Source organism: Pseudomonas sp. GL-B-26 (assembly GCF_019947405.1).
Lineage (GTDB): Bacteria > Pseudomonadota > Gammaproteobacteria > Pseudomonadales > Pseudomonadaceae > Aquipseudomonas.
In genome coordinates this window covers 47045-63601 of sequence record NZ_JAGYGJ010000009.1, presented here as the reverse complement: position 1 = coordinate 63601, position 16557 = coordinate 47045, and the positions used below count along the sequence as shown (strand labels likewise).

Sequence of the window (16557 nt, the reverse complement as noted above, 5' to 3'; positions counted from 1 at the left end):
CGATCACATCCGGAACACGCCGAAGCGGCTCTGTTCGACAGGCGCATTCAGCGACGCCGACAAGGCCAGGGCCAATACATCGCGGGTTTGCGCCGGGTCGATGACACCGTCGTCCCACAACCGGGCGCTGGAGTAGTAGGGATGACCCTGTTCTTCATACTGGTCGAGGATCGGTTGCTTGATCTCGGCTTCCTGCTCGGCACTGAAACTGTGACCACTGCGTTCGGCCTGCTCGCGTTTCACCTGCACCAAAACACCCGCCGCCTGCTCGGCGCCCATCACGCCGATGCGTGCATTCGGCCACATCCACAGGAAACGTGGATCGTAAGCTCGCCCACACATGCCGTAGTTACCAGCACCGAAACTGCCGCCGATGATCACGGTGAATTTCGGCACTTTGGCGCACGCCACGGCGGTCACCAGTTTCGCGCCGTGCTTGGCGATGCCGCCGGCCTCGTATTTCTGGCCGACCATGAAACCGGTGATGTTTTGCAGGAACAGCAGCGGAATACCGCGCTGACAAGCCAGTTCGATGAAGTGCGCGCCTTTCTGCGCGGCTTCGGCGAACAGAATGCCGTTGTTGGCGAGGATCGCGATCGGGTAACCGTGCAAGTGGGCAAAGCCGCACACCAGGGTCGTCCCGAACAGCGCTTTGAATTCGTCGAACACCGAACCGTCCACCAGCCGCGCGATCACTTCGCGCACGTCGAACGGCTGCTTGGCATCCGCCGACACCACGCCGTACAACTCATTGCTGTTGTAGAGCGGGGCGATGGGCGTGCGCTGTTGCACTTCGCCGAGTTTGCGCCAGTTAAGGTTGGCGATGCTGCGCCGTGCAATGGCCAAGGCGTGTTCGTCGCTCTCGGCGTAGTGGTCGGCCACCCCGGAAATCTTGCAATGCACATCGGCCCCGCCGAGGTCTTCGGCGCTGACCACTTCACCCGTGGCGGCTTTCACCAGTGGCGGGCCGGCGAGAAAAATCGTCGCTTGCTCGCGCACCATGATCGCTTCGTCGGCCATGGCCGGCACGTACGCGCCACCGGCGGTGCAGGAGCCCATGACCACCGCGATTTGCGGGATGCCCATGGCGCTCATGTTGGCCTGGTTGAAGAAGATCCGTCCGAAGTGCTCACGGTCCGGGAACACTTCATCCTGACGTGGCAGGTTGGCGCCGCCAGAGTCCACCAGGTAGATGCACGGCAAACGGTTCTGCTGGGCGATGGTTTGGGCGCGCAGGTGTTTTTTCACGGTCAGCGGGTAATACGAGCCACCTTTTACGGTGGCGTCGTTGGCGACGATCATGCATTCGACGCCTTCCACACGGCCGATCCCGGCAATCACGCCAGCGGCCGGAACGTCTTCGCCATACACCTCGTAGGCTGCCAATTGGCTGATTTCAAGAAACGGCGAACCCGGATCGAGCAAGCGATTAATCCGTTCACGGGGCAGCAGTTTGCCCCGCGAGGTGTGGCGCTCTTGCGCCTTCGGGCCGCCACCTTGCTGCACTTTAGCGAGCAGGGTGTGCAGGGCGTCGACCTGTTTGAGCATTGCCGCGCTGTTGGCCGCGAACTCCGCCGAACGGGGGTTGAGCTGGGTATGCAGGATAGCCATGGACAGCTCCGTTTAGCGGGTTTCGTTGAACAGTTCGCGACCGATCAGCATGCGACGGATCTCACTGGTGCCGGCGCCGATTTCGTACAGCTTGGCGTCACGCAGCAGACGACCGGCCGGGAATTCGTTGATGTAGCCGTTGCCGCCGAGAATCTGTATCGCGTCGAGGGCCATTCGGGTCGCGCATTCGGCGCTGTAGAGGATTACTCCAGCGGCGTCCTTGCGGGCGGTTTCGCCACGCTCGCACGCCTGGGCCACCGCATAGAGGTAGGCACGGCTGGCGTTGAGTTGGGTGTACATGTCGGCGACCTTGCCCTGGATCAGCTGGAATTCGCCGATGCTTTGGCCGAACTGCTTGCGGTCGTGGATGTACGGCACGATCAGGTCCATGCAGGCCTGCATGATCCCGGTCGGGCCGCCGGACAGGACAACGCGTTCGTAATCGAGGCCGCTCATCAGCACCTTCACGCCGCCGTTGAGCACGCCGAGGATGTTTTCTTCCGGCACTTCGACGTCATCGAAGAACAGCTCGCAGGTGTTGGAACCGCGCATGCCGAGTTTGTCGAATTTGTTACTGCGGCTGAAGCCTTTGGAATCACGTTCTACGATGAACGCGGTGATGCCGTGGGGGCCTTTTTCCAGGTCGGTCTTGGCGTAGATCACGTAGGTGTTGGCGTCTGGGCCGTTGGTGATCCAGGTTTTGCTGCCGTTGAGGACGTAGTGATCGCCGCGTTTGTCGGCACGCAGTTTCATCGACACCACGTCAGAACCGGCATTCGGTTCGCTCATGGCCAGGGCGCCGATGTGTTCGCCGCTGATCAGCTTCGGCAGGTATTTGGTTTTCTGTTCGTGATTGCCGTTGCGGTTGATCTGGTTGACGCAGAGGTTGGAGTGCGCGCCGTAGGACAGGGCAACCGAGGCCGAACCGCGGCTGATCTCTTCCATGATTACCACGTGGGCCAGGTAACCCAGGCCAGCGCCACCGTATTCTTCCGGGACGGTCACGCCCAGCAGGCCCATGTCGCCGAATTTACGCCACAGGTCGGCGGGGAACAGGTTATCGATGTCGATCTGAGCAGCGCGAGGCGCGATCTCTTTGGCGACGAAGGACTGAACCTGATCGCGCAGCATGTCGATGGTTTCACCGAGGGCGAAGTTCAGGGATGGGTAGCTCATGGGTCACCTTTTGGCTTTTTTGTAGGGTAGGGAGGGCCGTGATGTGGTTCTCACCTTTACGTTAACGTAAGCCTGTGACGAATGGCTGTCAATCACCCTTTACGTTAACGTCAACTTGAGCGAGAGTAGAGCCAGTTCTGAATGATCGGGGCTAGCCATGCCTCGTTCCAACAACCCACTAAAAAAGACAATAGGGGTCGTCATGGATCAACCCAGTGCAAGCCCGCAGCGCAGTTACACCCGTGGTTCCCAGGACAAAGCCTTGCTGGCGATGACCATCGGCCAGGCGTTCGATAACACTGTCGCGCAGTACCCGACCGGGGAGGCGCTGGTCGTGCGTCATCAACAGTTGCGCTACACCTGGCAGCAACTGGCCGAAGCCGTGGATCTGCACGCCAGAGCATTTGTGGCGCTGGGCTTGCAGGCCGGTGACCGTCTCGGCATCTGGGCACCGAACTGCGCCCAATGGTGTATCAGTCAGTTCGCCAGCGCGAAAATCGGCGTGATTCTGGTCAACATCAACCCGGCTTATCGCAGCTCCGAACTTGAATACGTGTTGAAGCAGTCGGGCTGCCAATGGCTGGTCTGCGCCGGCGCCTTCAAGACCTCCGACTATCATGGAATGCTGCAAGGCCTCGTTCCGGAGTTGGCGGAGCAATCCATCGGGAAGTTGCAGAGCCAGCGCCTGCCGGAGCTGAGCGGTGTCATCAGCCTTGATGCTCAGCCGCCATCGGGTTTCCTGCCTTGGTCGCAATTGACCGATCTGGCGGGCAGCGTGTCAGCCGAGCAGTTGCGCGAACGCCAGGACAGCCTGCATTTCGACCAGGCGGTAAACATCCAGTACACCTCTGGCACCACCGGTTTTCCGAAGGGCGCGACCCTCAGTCACTACAACATTCTCAACAACGGTTACATGGTCGGCGAAAGCCTGGGCCTGACCAATGAAGATCGTCTGGTCATCCCGGTGCCGCTGTATCACTGCTTCGGCATGGTCATGGGCAACCTCGGTTGCATGACCCACGGCAGCACCATGATTTACCCCAACGATGCGTTCGATCCGCTGCTGACCCTGACCACTGTCGCCGAAGAAAAGGCCACCGCGCTTTATGGCGTGCCAACTATGTTCATCGCCATGCTCGATCAGCCCAAACGCGCTGAATTCGATCTGTCGAGCCTGCGCACCGGGATCATGGCCGGGGCTACCTGTCCGATCGAAGTGATGCGTCGGGTTATCAGTGACATGCACATGAGCGAAGTGCAGATTGCCTACGGCATGACGGAAACAAGTCCGGTGTCGTTGCAGACCGGTCCGTCAGACGAACTGGAATTGCGCGTCACCACCGTCGGCCGCACCCAGCCACAACTGGAAAGCAAGATCATCGACGAAGCGGGCAACCTGGTGCCGCGCGGCGCTATCGGTGAACTGTGCACCCGCGGCTACAGCGTGATGCTCGGTTACTGGAACAATCCGCAAGGCACCGCCGAAGCCATCGATCAGGCCGGCTGGATGCACACCGGTGATCTGGCGAGCATGAACGACGAAGGCTACGTGTGCATTGCCGGACGTAACAAGGACATGATCATTCGCGGTGGTGAGAATATTTACCCGCGGGAGTTGGAAGAGTTCTTCTTCACCCATCCGGCCGTCGCCGATGTGCAAGTGATCGGGATTCCGTGTTCGCGTTATGGCGAAGAGATTGTCGCCTGGATCAAATTCCATCCGGGCCACAGCGCCACCGAGCAGGAGCTGCAAGCGTGGTGCAAGGAGCGCATCGCGCACTTCAAGACACCGCGTTACTTTAAGTTCGTCGATGAGTTTCCGATGACCGTGACCGGGAAGATCCAGAAGTTTCGGATGCGCGAGATCAGTATCGAGGAATTGCGAGATATCAAAGGCTGACCACAATCCCTGTGGGAGCGGGCTTGCTCGCGAAAGCGGTGTATCAGCCGACGAAAATGTTGACTGACATACCGCTTTCGCGAGCAAGCCCGCTCCCACATTTGGATTGGGGGAAAGGCAAACACCAGAAAGCACAAAGGGGAGCCGAAGCTCCCCTTTAATTTTGTCGTTGCGCGTGCTCTTTTTTATTATTGAGGGGCGGTCTTTTGTTGTTTTTGGAAACCGTGACCCTTTACCGCTGTTTTTGTCGATCCCCATCCGGGATCAAGAGCAAACGTATTTTTTTGAGCGCTGATCTACTTTTTCGCTAAGCGATCCAACCAGTTCGGGAGCTACCTGAAGGTAGTTTTATTGTTCTCTGCCCGGTTGCGGGTTACTCCGAAAAGCACCCTGAAAAGCACATCCTCTCCAAAAAAATCTGTTAGCTGCGTCTCTGCCGTGTTGTTTTTGTTATGTCAGAGTCGTTACGTCTTATTTTTATTAGGTTTGCCGCTTTTTTTGTTCTTGTTATGCAGTAGAGATAGCAGAAGCCGTGCCAACTTTTAAAAATCCTTTAAAATCAATAATTTGCATTTTTATCGGATTTTTCCGTCAGTCAAAACCCGACAATTTGTTTCCGTGTTACTCGCTTGCGCCCCCACGTTTCAGACGCAGCGGTAACACCCGGACGCCTCACTGTGCGCTACGAGCCTTGGCCACGCGCGAACCGGTCGGGCGCCCCAGCACCGTGCAAATCTGCTGACCGGCCAGAATCAAGGCGTCCAGGTCGATACCGGTTTCGATACCCAGGCCGTTTAGCAGGTAAACCACGTCTTCGGTGGCGACGTTACCGCTGGCGCCCTTGGCATACGGGCAGCCGCCGAGACCGGCGATGGAGCTGTCGAACACCGAGATGCCTTCCAGCAGACTGGCGTAGATGTTGGCCATGGCCTGGCCATAGGTGTCGTGGAAGTGCCCGGCCAGTTTTTCACGGGGCACATCGGCCGAGACCACTTCGAACATCTTGCGGGTCGCGCCAGCGGTGCCGGTGCCGATAGTGTCGCCCAGGGAAACTTCATAGCAGCCCATCGCGTAGAGCTCGCGAGCGACCCGAGCGACTTGTTCCGGCGCGACGTTACCTTCGTAAGGGCAGCCCAGCACACAGGACACGTAACCGCGCACGCTGACCCCGTGTTGCCTGGCGGCGTCCATGATCGGCACGAAGCGCTCAAGGCTTTCGCTGATCGAGCAATTGATGTTGCGTTGGGAAAACGATTCCGACGCGGCGGCGAAGACCGCGACTTCCTTGACCCCGGCTGCAATGGCGTCTTCAAACCCGCGCAGGTTCGGTGCAAGTGCACCATAGGTCACGCCCGGCTTGCGCTGGATCTGCGCGAAGACGTCGGCGGAACCAGCCATTTGCGGTACCCATTTGGGCGACACGAAACTGCCGACTTCTATATAGCCGAGGCCTGCGGCGGTCAGCGCGTCGACCAGTTGCACCTTGTCCGCAATGCTGATGGGTTGGGCTTCGTTTTGCAGACCGTCGCGTGGGCCGACTTCGACCAGGCGTACGTGGGCGGGAAGGGACATAAGCAATTCACCTGTGGGTTAAGGACTACTGAACGGTCTGCTGGCTCTTGATGGTCTGTTCCAGCGCCTGGGTGCAACGCTCCTGCGCGGTATCCAGTTCCAGCTTCATCTGTTCGATGTCGAGCATCTGCTGTTCCAGCTGTTCACGACGTTCGGCGATTTTGGTCAGCATGGTTTGCAGCTGTTTCTGATTGCCGCCGGTGGGGTCGTAGAGTTCGATCAGCTCGCGGCATTCGGCCAAGGAGAAACCAATGCGCTTGCCCCGCAGGATCAGCTTCAGGCTGACCTTGTCACGGGGCGAGTAGATGCGTTCCTGACCGCGTCGCTCGGGACTGAGCAGGCCTTGTTCTTCATAAAAGCGAATGGCCCGGGTGGTGATGTCGAGCTCGCGGGCGAGGTCGGAAATGCTATAGGTCTGGCTGCTCATGGAAGCGCTCGAAAAAGGTCATGGCGCTAAGCTAATGGCAGGTTGACGTTTACGTCAAGGGGCGCTGATCTTCGGTGTTCTTACGGGCCTCTTCGCGAGCAAGCCCGCTCCCACATTGGTCGTGCGAACACTGGAGATCAAATGTGGGAGCGGGCTTGCTCCGGGCGGCGTTCCGACGAAGAACGATAACTCGGTAAAAAGCCCTACACCTTATCGAGCTTCTTCTCATGCGCCGTCACCTGCTGGCACAACTCGATCATCTGCTCGCGCATCCAGCGGTTGGCCGGGTCCTGATCAGTGCTTTCGTGCCAATAGAGGTGGGTTTCCACCGGCGGTACATCGTTGACCGGCAGGTTCACCGAGTACAAATCATGGCGACGGGCAAAGCGTTCCGGCACGGTCATGACCATGTCGGTCTGTTGCAACACTTGGGATGCCATCAAGTAATGCTGGGATCGCAGGGCGATCTTGCGCTGAATGCCCATTTTGCCCAGGGCCAGGTCGACATGGCCCAGACCACTGCGGCGGCTGGAGATATGGATGTGGGTCAGCGACAGATAATCATCAAGGGTGAATTTCTCTTTGCCCGCCAGCGGATGGCCCTTACGCATGGCGCACACGTAACGGTCTTCCATCAACTTGACGTGGCGCACTTGCGGGTCAGTGTTAAGCGGCGCATCGACAGCGAAATCAAGCCGCCCGGCCGCCAGCTCCTTGGTGGTTTCGCGGCGCTTGGACAGAAAGCTTTCGATGATCACTGTCGGCGCCAGGCGCCGCAGGCGCTGAAACAGTGGTGGCAGGATCACCGCTTCGGTGAGGTCGGTCATGCTGATGCGGTAGGTCTTGACCGCCTGCAACGGGTTGAAAATACGGCTTTCCTGCACCGACACCCGCAGCAAGGAGAGGGCGTTGCGCACCGGCCCGATAATGTTCTGCGCCATGGGCGTCGGGACCATGCCCTGAGCGGTACGCACGAACAACGGGTCATTGAAGGTCTCGCGCAGACGGGCCAGAGCGTTCGAGACCGCCGGTTGAGTAATGCCGACAATCTGCCCGGCACGGGTCAGGTTGGCTTCGGTGTAGATCGCGTCGAAGACGATGAAAAGGTTGAGGTCGACCTTGCTCAGATTCATTGCGCTGCACTCTTATTGTTGGGCTCTCGATCAGCCGATCATATATCGGTGATGAATGTTAATACACGCCGAGAATAGGCTAGGTAAATTTTCGTAGCTGTTCTAGCATCGATTGCATGACCTGAACAACTCATCAAAACCCTCCGTTAAAAGGTAGAGCTGCCCATGGATTTCGCTTATTCGCCCAAGGTGCAAGAACTGCGTGAGCGCGTGACCGCGTTCATGGACACCTACGTTTATCCCGCCGAAGCGGTGTTCGAGCGCCAAGTCGCCGAGGGCGATCGCTGGCAGCCGACCGCAATCATGGAAGAGCTCAAACTCAAGGCCAAGGCTGAAGGTTTGTGGAATTTGTTTCTGCCGGAGTCCGAACTCGGCGCCGGCCTGACCAACCTTGAATACGCGCCGTTGGCCGAAATCATGGGCCGCTCGCTGCTGGGCCCCGAGCCGTTCAACTGCTCCGCGCCAGACACCGGCAACATGGAAGTGCTGGTGCGCTACGCCAATGAAGAACAGAAACAGCGCTGGCTCGAACCGTTGCTGCGCGGCGAAATTCGCTCGGCGTTCGCCATGACCGAGCCGGACGTGGCCTCGTCCGACGCCACCAACATGGCCGCCCGCGCCGTGCGTGATGGCGACGAGTGGGTGATCAACGGCAAAAAATGGTGGACCTCAGGCGCCTGCGATCCACGCTGCAAGATTCTGATCTTCATGGGCCTGAGCGATCCTGACGCGCCGCGCCATGCGCAGCACTCGATGATTCTGGTGCCGGTGGATGCCCCGGGCGTGAAGATCGTTCGTCCGCTGCCAGTGTTCGGTTACGACGACGCACCTCACGGCCACGCCGAAGTGCTGTTCGAAAACGTCCGCGTGCCGTACGAAAACGTCCTGTTGGGCGAAGGACGCGGCTTCGAAATCGCTCAGGGTCGCCTTGGCCCGGGTCGGATTCACCACTGCATGCGTTCAATCGGCATGGCCGAACGTGCATTGGAACTGATGTGCAAACGGGCGGTAACCCGTACTGCGTTCGGTAAACCTTTGGCACGTCTGGGCGGCAACATCGACAAGATTGCCGACTCGCGGATGGAAATCGACATGGCGCGCCTGCTGACGTTGAAAGCGGCGTACATGATGGACACCGTGGGCAACAAGATTGCGAAGAGCGAAATCGCTCAGATCAAGGTTGTCGCACCGAACGTGGCCTTGCGGGTGATCGACCGGGCGATCCAGATCCATGGCGGGGCAGGGGTGTCCAACGATTTCCCACTGGCGTACATGTATGCGATGCAGCGCACCCTGCGCCTGGCCGACGGCCCGGACGAAGTGCACCGTGCGGCGATCGGCAAGTTCGAGATCGGCAAGTACGTGCCTAAAGAGATGATGCGCAGCAGCCACTGATAATGTGGGAGCGAGCTTGCTCGCTCCCACAGATTCGGTTCTTCAGTCGACCATTGGCAACCCGTAGAACGCTCGCGCACACGCCGTGCTGTGAGCGGCCAGATCTTCCTCGCTCTCCCCACGATGCAACGCCACTTCACGCAATACTTCGGTCAGATACGCCGGTTCGTTGCGACCATTCTTCGGCTTGGGTCGCAGACTGCGCGGCAACAGATACGGCGCATCGCTTTCCAGCATTAGCCGTCCCTGTTTGATCTCTTTCACCAGTGGATGCAGGTGCGTGCCCCGGCGCTCGTCGCAGATCCAGCCGGTGATGCCGATGTGTAAATCCAGATCGAGGTAACTGAACAGCGCCTTCTTTTCGCCCGTGAAGCAATGCACCACGGCAGCCGGCAATTGATCACGGTAATCGCGAAGGATTTCCAGCAAGCGCTGACTGGCATCGCGCTCGTGGAGGAACACCGGCAATTGCAGCTCGACTGCCAACTCCAGGTGCTTTTCCAGGACTTTTTCCTGCTGCGGGCGCGGCGAGAAATCACGGTTGAAATCCAGCCCGCATTCACCCACCGCCACGACGTTCGGCTCTTTGAGCAAACTGCGCAGACGCTGGGCGCTGTCGGCGTTCCAGTCGCTGGCGCAGTGGGGGTGAATGCCGGCGGTGGCGAACAGCCGTTGAGCCGTTTCGTCCAGTTGGCGGCACAGTTCCAGCGCCTGCTCGCTGCCCTCGACACTGGTGCCGGTGAGCACCAATTGGCAGACCCCGGCAGCGTAGGCGCGGTCGAGTACAGCCTGGTGTTTGTCGGCAAAACTGGGGTTGGTCAGGTTGACGCCGATATCGATGAGTTGCATGGTGCTACCTCGGACCAAAGGCCGGAAAGCATATCAGAGCTGTAGATTTATAAGAAAAGCCAAGAACTACAACGAGTTAAAGCTGTCTCTTGATGCCGCGAGACAGGTCAGGGTGGCCACGGTGCCATCACTGTGCCAGTCTTTCGCACTTTGCCAGCGCTCAAGGCGCTCTGTTTCTGTCGTTCGATTTCATGAAAATTCTTGAGATCGGCCCAGTATTCTTTCTGGAGAGTGGATGATACGTCCCTCGGTTTTGCTACTGCTGTGTTGCTCGTTGCTGCTGCCGATGCCGGCGGTCGCGCGTTTGGCCGGGCCGCTGCAAGCCGTGCCTTCGACCAAAGTGCGCGACTTGGCGGAAATCCGCAGCAGTCGCGTGCTGCGCGTGTTGGTCAACCAGAGCCGCAACAGCTCCGGCGAAGTCCAGGGCCAGGCCATCGGTGTTGAATACCATCGCTTGCGTGCCTTCGAGCAATACCTCAACGGTCACGCCCGTGACGGTCAGGAAATCACCCTCAAGATCATTCCCAAGGGCAAGGATCAACTGATCGGCGCGTTGCAGCGCGGCGAGGGTGATCTGGTCGCGCCGGGGGAACTGCTGGACCTGCAACCGGGCCACGCGGTCAGCACCAGTGAACCGATTGCCAGCAACATCCCGTTGATATTGGTCGGGATCAAAGGCGAGCGACGTTACACCCGTCTCGAACAGCTTTCCGGCAAAACCCTGGCGTTGCCCACCGGCAGTGCCGCCGGGGACGCGGTCAGTCAGATCAATCAAAAGCTCGCGCTGCTTAAACTGCCACCGGTGATCATCGAGTGGGTCGATCCCAGTCTGGCGGTCGAGGATGTGCTGGAGATGGTCCAGGGCGGAATCTTTCACCTGACGATCGTCGAACAACCCATTGCCGAGCGCTGGGGCAAGATCCTGCCCAAATTGCGTTTCGATCGGCAGGTGCTCATCAGTGAACCGGGCGAAGAATTCTGGTTCGTGCGCCGCGACGCCTCAATGTTGCGCGCGAGCATTGATCGCTTCCTGACCGGTTACAAAAAATCATCGGATCAGGATGCCGCGTTCCTGCGGATCTATCGACGCCTGTATCAAGTGCACTATCCATTGGCCAAGGCTGATCGCCAGCGCCTCGAAAAACTTCGGCCGGTGCTGCAGAAACACGCCGAAGCCCAAGGCATGGACTGGTTGAACCTGGCGGCCCTGGCGTTCAAGGAATCGGCCCTGCAACCCAATGCCCGCAGTGGCAGCGGCCCTACCGGCCTGATGCAGATCACCCCGTCCGCCGCCCAGCGGGTGGGGGTCAACAACATTCAGAATCTCGACGCCAATGTGCAGGCCGGGGCCAAGTACCTGGCCATGATTCGTCGCAAGTTCTTCGCCAGCCCCAAACTCAACGAGCGCGAGCGCATGGCGTTCGTGCTGGCGGCCTACAACATGGGGCCGGAGCGGGTTCAGGGCATGCGTGCCGAGGCTCGTCGGCGCGGTTTGAATCCCAATCAGTGGTTCTTCCAGGTCGAACGCATCGCCATGGAGCAGGTGGGAATGGGCGCCGTCAGCTATGTTAATAGCGTGAACAAGTATTACTTGGCGTTCGATCGGGAGCGGGAGTCGTTGGAGCCCCAGGGGCAGAAAGTTGCCTCACGTAAATAATCGAATAAACTGATTGTTATGGCGCATTAATTGCGCTTTTAACATGGGATTTACTGATTAATATAGCGGCCAACCAACACACACTGACAACGGATGACACAGCATGAGCACACTGATCAACAAGGTACTGTTTACCCGCGCTGGCTACGGCCTGACTGTCTTGCGGATCTTCGTCGGCATCATCTTCGCTGCCCACGGCTCGCAGAAGCTCTTTGGGGCGTTCGGTGGTTACGGTTTGGCGGGCACCGCGCAGTACATGGAAAGCATCGGCCTGGCGCCGGGCTATCTGATGGCGACGCTGGCGGGCGGTACCGAGTTCTTCGCCGGTCTGGCATTGATCATAGGCTTGCTCGTTCGCCCGGCAGCCCTCGGCCTGGCGTTCCTCTCGCTGGTGGCAATCTTCTCGGTGCACCTTCCTAACGGTCTGTTCATGGCCAACAACGGTTATGAATTCGCTCTGGCCCTGCTCGGTGGCAGCATCGCGGTGCTGATCGAAGGCGCCGGCAAGCTCTCGGCTGACCGCGCTATCGCTGGCTGACCGCTCTGGTTCAATTAAAAGGCCCGCATTGCGCGGGCCTTTTTTGTTCTCGTCATTCTTGACACTGTCCGGTCAGCTTCTCTAGGATGCTGCCCATGCGCCGATTTAAACAGCTACTTGCGGGGCGCCAGGTGACTCATTCAGTTGCTGATAGAAGCTTGAAACAGGCTTCGAAATACCGCTAAAGCGCTGGTTCGGTGTTGCCTCTCACCTGCCATGCAGACTTTTGAGGCAGAGACACGACACAATGAATGCACTAAGCCCGGTTATACGCCCCGCGCCGATCACGGCACACCTGACCCAGCGCAATCCAAAAATCCTGCTTGGCGGCAAACATCAGCCGACACTTTTGCGTTATCTCGATGGCTGGCCACGTCGCACCGGTGGGCCTGCGGCCTTCCTGATCCAGTTTGTCGAAGAGGGTGAATCGCTGGCTCGATTTGCCAGCGACAGTTTCGATCTGGCGGTGATTCAATCGCCCAGCTTCGAGGACGCCCCCGAAGTGATCAAGCAATTGATTCGCGTTGCCCGACAGGGGCTGATTACCCGCCGTTGAGGTTTAGAGCGCTGCGGCTCAAAGATAGTCGATCGCCACGATATACACGCACTGCTCACCGGTCGGTGTCTGGACCCGAACCTCGGCGTCCAGCGCCTTGCCGATCAGGGCGCGCGCCAACGGCGAATCGATGCTGATCAGGCCCAGTTTCAAATCCAGTTCATCCGGCCCGACGATACGGTAGCGCGACTCCTTCCCGTCCTCGTCTTCAATCGTGACCCAGGCGCCAAAATAAACCTTGTTCGGATCGCTCGGTTTTTCGCTGACGACTTTGAGCGCTTCCAGCCGCTTGGTGAGAAAGCGTACGCGACTGTCGATCTCGCGCAGCATCTTTTTGCCGTAGGTGTATTCGGCGTTTTCCGAGCGATCGCCCTGTGCCGCGGCCTCGCTGACGGACTGTGTCACCTGCGGCCGCCGAACATGCCAGAGCTCATGAAACTCGGCCCGCATCCGCGCTTCACCTTCGGGGGTGATCAGCGCGGTGCCAGCGGTGCGGGGAGGGCGATAACGGCTCATGGCAACTTCTTGTGGTGGAGAGAGCTTGAGTCTATCAACCCTCGCGCAAGACTGTCAGGGGGCTGGCGTTCAGCGCGCGACGTGTGCCGAACACGCCGGCACCCCCGATCAGCACTGCGCCGATCAGTGGCAATACCAGCAACCACGGATGCGGGTGCCACGGCAGGTCGAAGGCGTAGCGGTAGAGCACCAGACTCACCAGTTCCGAACCCAGCGCTGCCAATAATCCGCTGACCGCCCCCAGCAAACCGAACTCGATCCGCCGGGCCTTGACCAACAGTTGCCGCTCGGCCCCTAGCGCTCGCAACAAGGCGCCTTGGCGAATGCGTTCATCGAGCGTCGCCTGCAAGCCTGAAAACAACACCGCCATCCCCGCCGCCAACACGAACAACAGCACGTACTCCACCGCCAGGGTGACCTGGGCGAGGATGCTGCGCAGCTGTTCGAGCAAGGCTTCGACTTGCAAGATGGTCACTGCCGGGAAGGCTCGTGACAGATCCACGATCTGCTGATCATGACCCGCTGCCAGATAAAAACTGGTCAGGTAGGTCGCCGGCAGATCTTTTAGTGTGCCGGGCTGGAAGATCATGAAGAAGTTAGGCTGGAAGTTGTCCCAGTTGACCTCCCGCAGGCTGGTGACTTTGGCTTCGCGATTGACGCCGCCCACGGTAAACACCATGTGATCGCCGAGCTTGAGCTTCAGGCTTTCAGCGACTTTGCCTTCCACCGATACGCCGGGAATTTCTTCCGGTGTCTGATCAGTCCACCAGTTGCCCGCCGTGAGTTTGTTGCCCGTCGGCAAATCCGCCGCCCAGGTCAGGCTCAGGTCGCGCTGGATCGCTCGATCACCGGCCGAATCCTTGCTGACGATTTCCTGTACCGGTTCGCCGTTGACGCTGATCAGCCGTCCAGGTACCACCGGGTATAGCGGCGCCGATTGCGCAGACAGTTTGATCAGGCGATCGATGAATGCCTGTTTGTCCGCCGGCAGGATGTTCAGTGCGAAATAGTTGGGTGCGTTTTTCGGTAGCTGGTTCTGCCAGGTGTCCAGCAACTCGCCGCGCAGCAATGCGATCAGCGCCATGGACAGCAGAATCAACCCGAAGGCCAGGGATTGCCCAGCGGCTGCCAGCGGATGACGCAGCAATTGGCCCAGTCCGAGGCGCCATGGCAAAGAGGCACGGGCCAGCATTCGACGCAGGCTCTTCAGAAGCAGCAACAGCAAGCCGCCAAGCACCAACGCCGCGATCACGCCGCCACCGAGCAGGGCGAAGGTCAATATCAGGTCCAGGCTCAGGCGCCACATGATCAGCCCGAGGGCGCCCAATGCCGCGCCGTAGACCATCCAGGTGCTGGAAGGAATCGGCAGCATGTCCCGACGCAATACCCGCAATGGTGGAACCCGACCCAGTGCCGCCAGTGGCGGCAAGGCAAAACCGGCCAGCGCCACCAATCCGGTGCCGATCCCGGCAATGGCAGGAAACAGACCGCCCGGTGGAACGTCGGTCGGTAATAAATCATGCAGCAGCGCGAACAGTCCCAGTTGCGCGAACCAGCCGATGAGGGCGCCGCTGATGCTGGCGAGCAGCCCGAGCGCCGTCAGCTGCAAACTGAACAGCACCATGGTTTCCCGCCGGGACAATCCCAGACAACGCAGCAATGCGCTGGCATCGAATCGGCGAGTGGCGAAGCGCGTGGCCGACAGCGCCACCGCCACACCGGACAGCAGAACCGCCACCAGACTGGCCATGTTCAAGTAACGCTCGGCCTTGCCCAAGGCGCCGCCGATCTGTCGGTTGCCATCGCGGGCATCTTGCAAACGCTGGTTGGCGGCCAGTCCGGGTTTGATCAATTGACGATAGGTTTCCAGCGCCTCGGCTTTGCCGCGCCAGAGTTCGCGGTAACTGACCCGGCTGCCGGGTTGCACCACGCCGGTCGCGGCGAGGTCGCTGAGGTTGATCAGCACCCGCGGCGTCAGGCTGTAGAAATTGCCGGCGCGGTCCGGTTCGTAGGTCAGCACTCGCGCCAGTTTGAGGGTTCGCATGCCGACGTCGATGCTGTCGCCGATCTTCAGGTCCAGCGCCGTCAGCAGTCGTGCTTCGACCCAGGCTTCACCGGGTTTCGGTCCGCCACCGGGTTCTTCCGGGGCGAAGGGCACCGGGGCACTTTTCAGCTCGCCGCGCAGTGGGTAGACGTCGTCGGCAGCTTTAATGCTGGACAACTGAATGCCGTTGTCAGTGGCGATGACGCTGGAGAATTCCACCACCTGAGCGTGCTCAAGGCCCAGCTCCGTGCCGCTTTTAATTTGTTCGGGGCGCGCGGGAGAGCTGCCTTCAAGCAGCAAGTCGGCACCGAGAAACTCGGTGGCGCGCAGCATCATGGCGCCGTTCAGGCGGGCACCGAAGTAGCCGATGGCGGTACTCGCCGCCACGGCCACCAGCAAGGCAAAGAACAACACGCGCAACTCACCGGCGCGGGCGTCACGCATTAGTTGGCGGATGGCAAGACTGAACAGGCGCAACAGCGGCAGGCGTGCCATCAAGGCTCCAGAGGGGCGACCAGCAGGCCGGCTTCAAGGCGAATCAGACGCCGGCAGCGATGTGCCAGGCGTTCGTCGTGGGTCACCAGCACCAGGGTTGTGCCGCGTTCCTGGTTGAGTTCGAACAGCAGATCGCTGATGCGCTCGCCGGTGTGGCTGTCGAGGTTGCCGGTGGGTTCGTCGGCGAACAGCACATCGGGTTCTGCGGCAAACGCACGGGCAATCGCCACACGCTGCTGTTCGCCACCCGAGAGCTGGCGTGGCGAATGGGTCAGTCGCTGGCCCAGACCGACCCGTTGCAGCAGCTCGGTGGCGCGTTCACGGGCGTCTTTGCGGCCATCGAGTTCCAGCGGCAGCATGACGTTTTCCAGGGCGTTGAGACTGTCGAGCAGCTGAAAGGACTGAAACACAAACCCGACATGCTCGGCCCGGATGCGGGCGCGCTGGTCTTCATCGAGATTGCTCAGGGCTTGCCCGGCGAGGGTGACGTCGCCGCTGCTCGGCAGATCGAGGCCAGCGAGCAAGCCGAGGAGGGTGGACTTGCCGGAACCGGAGGCGCCAACGATGGCCAGGCTGTCGCCCTTGTTCAGTTCCAGGCTGAGTTCGTGCAGGATAGTCAGTTCACCTTCCGCGCTGGGAACCACTTTGCTGAGGTTCTTCGCGGTGAGAATGCTTGCGCCCATGGAGA

14 protein-coding genes are annotated in these 16557 nt (G+C 59.7%); 5 read left to right on the top strand and 9 right to left on the bottom strand.

The features are described 5' to 3' along the window. Positions 1-3: 3 nt before the first annotated feature. Both KGB23_RS08145 and KGB23_RS08140 read right to left on the bottom strand, forming a co-directional pair. Positions 4-1611: a carboxyl transferase domain-containing protein gene (locus KGB23_RS08145; RefSeq protein ID WP_223430604.1), complete on the bottom strand. Its 1608-nt coding sequence runs from the start codon at positions 1609-1611 to the stop codon at positions 4-6. Positions 1612-1623: 12 nt separating this feature from the next. Next, positions 1624-2787: an isovaleryl-CoA dehydrogenase gene (locus KGB23_RS08140; protein WP_046047545.1), complete on the bottom strand. Its 1164-nt coding sequence runs from the start codon at positions 2785-2787 to the stop codon at positions 1624-1626. A gap of 202 nt (positions 2788-2989) precedes the next feature. On the opposite strand from KGB23_RS08140, the gene KGB23_RS08135 reads away from it, so the two are divergent. Further along, positions 2990-4687, top strand: a complete 1698-nt coding sequence (locus KGB23_RS08135) for an AMP-binding protein (RefSeq protein ID WP_223430603.1) — start codon at positions 2990-2992, stop codon at positions 4685-4687. A 672-nt stretch (positions 4688-5359) separates the two neighbouring features. On the opposite strand, the gene KGB23_RS08130 is transcribed toward KGB23_RS08135, so the two are convergent. The 3 genes from KGB23_RS08130 to KGB23_RS08120 all read right to left on the bottom strand — a co-directional run bounded on the left by KGB23_RS08130 (position 5360) and on the right by KGB23_RS08120 (position 7819). Beyond that, entirely contained in the window at positions 5360-6259 is a 900-nt protein-coding gene (locus tag KGB23_RS08130; RefSeq protein WP_223430602.1) for a hydroxymethylglutaryl-CoA lyase, read from the bottom strand. 25 nt (positions 6260-6284) lie between these two features. Further along, on the bottom strand, positions 6285-6686 hold the full coding sequence (locus tag KGB23_RS08125) for a MerR family transcriptional regulator (protein ID WP_046047542.1): 402 nt from the start codon (positions 6684-6686) through the stop codon (positions 6285-6287). A 203-nt stretch (positions 6687-6889) separates the two neighbouring features. Beyond that, on the bottom strand, positions 6890-7819 hold the full coding sequence (locus KGB23_RS08120) for a LysR family transcriptional regulator (RefSeq protein ID WP_008148497.1): 930 nt from the start codon (positions 7817-7819) through the stop codon (positions 6890-6892). A 165-nt stretch (positions 7820-7984) separates the two neighbouring features. Here KGB23_RS08120 and KGB23_RS08115 point away from each other — a divergent pair, with 165 nt between their 5' ends. Then, positions 7985-9214 (top strand): acyl-CoA dehydrogenase, encoded by a 1230-nt coding sequence (locus tag KGB23_RS08115; RefSeq protein WP_033057213.1) that lies wholly within the window; start codon positions 7985-7987, stop codon positions 9212-9214. Positions 9215-9256: 42 nt separating this feature from the next. On the opposite strand, the gene KGB23_RS08110 is transcribed toward KGB23_RS08115, so the two are convergent. After that, positions 9257-10063, bottom strand: a complete 807-nt coding sequence (locus KGB23_RS08110) for a TatD family hydrolase (protein WP_150656347.1) — start codon at positions 10061-10063, stop codon at positions 9257-9259. Positions 10064-10298: 235 nt separating this feature from the next. Between KGB23_RS08110 and KGB23_RS08105 the strand changes: the two genes are divergently transcribed. The 3 genes from KGB23_RS08105 (at position 10299) to KGB23_RS08095 (ending at position 12814) form a co-directional block, all read left to right on the top strand. After that, complete coding sequence (locus tag KGB23_RS08105; protein ID WP_223430601.1) at positions 10299-11720, top strand: transglycosylase SLT domain-containing protein; 1422 nt, start codon at positions 10299-10301, stop codon at positions 11718-11720. Between the two features lie 103 nt (positions 11721-11823). After that, positions 11824-12258 (top strand): DoxX family protein, encoded by a 435-nt coding sequence (locus tag KGB23_RS08100; RefSeq protein ID WP_033057209.1) that lies wholly within the window; start codon positions 11824-11826, stop codon positions 12256-12258. A 247-nt stretch (positions 12259-12505) separates the two neighbouring features. Then, complete coding sequence (locus tag KGB23_RS08095) at positions 12506-12814, top strand: class I SAM-dependent methyltransferase (RefSeq protein ID WP_150656345.1); 309 nt, start codon at positions 12506-12508, stop codon at positions 12812-12814. Between the two features lie 18 nt (positions 12815-12832). On the opposite strand, the gene greB is transcribed toward KGB23_RS08095, so the two are convergent. The 3 genes from greB to KGB23_RS08080 are packed head-to-tail and all read right to left on the bottom strand — an operon-like array spanning position 12833 to position 16552. Beyond that, positions 12833-13330: a transcription elongation factor GreB gene (gene greB / locus KGB23_RS08090; protein ID WP_129436988.1), complete on the bottom strand. Its 498-nt coding sequence runs from the start codon at positions 13328-13330 to the stop codon at positions 12833-12835. Positions 13331-13364: 34 nt separating this feature from the next. Further along, positions 13365-15869 carry an ABC transporter permease gene (locus KGB23_RS08085; protein WP_223430600.1) on the bottom strand — a complete coding sequence of 835 codons (2505 nt, stop codon included), beginning with the start codon at positions 15867-15869 and terminating at the stop codon, positions 13365-13367. Next, entirely contained in the window at positions 15869-16552 is a 684-nt protein-coding gene (locus KGB23_RS08080) for an ABC transporter ATP-binding protein (RefSeq protein WP_033057202.1), read from the bottom strand. Before KGB23_RS08080 ends, KGB23_RS08085 begins: the two co-directional genes overlap by 1 nt. Positions 16553-16557: the final 5 nt, after the last annotated feature.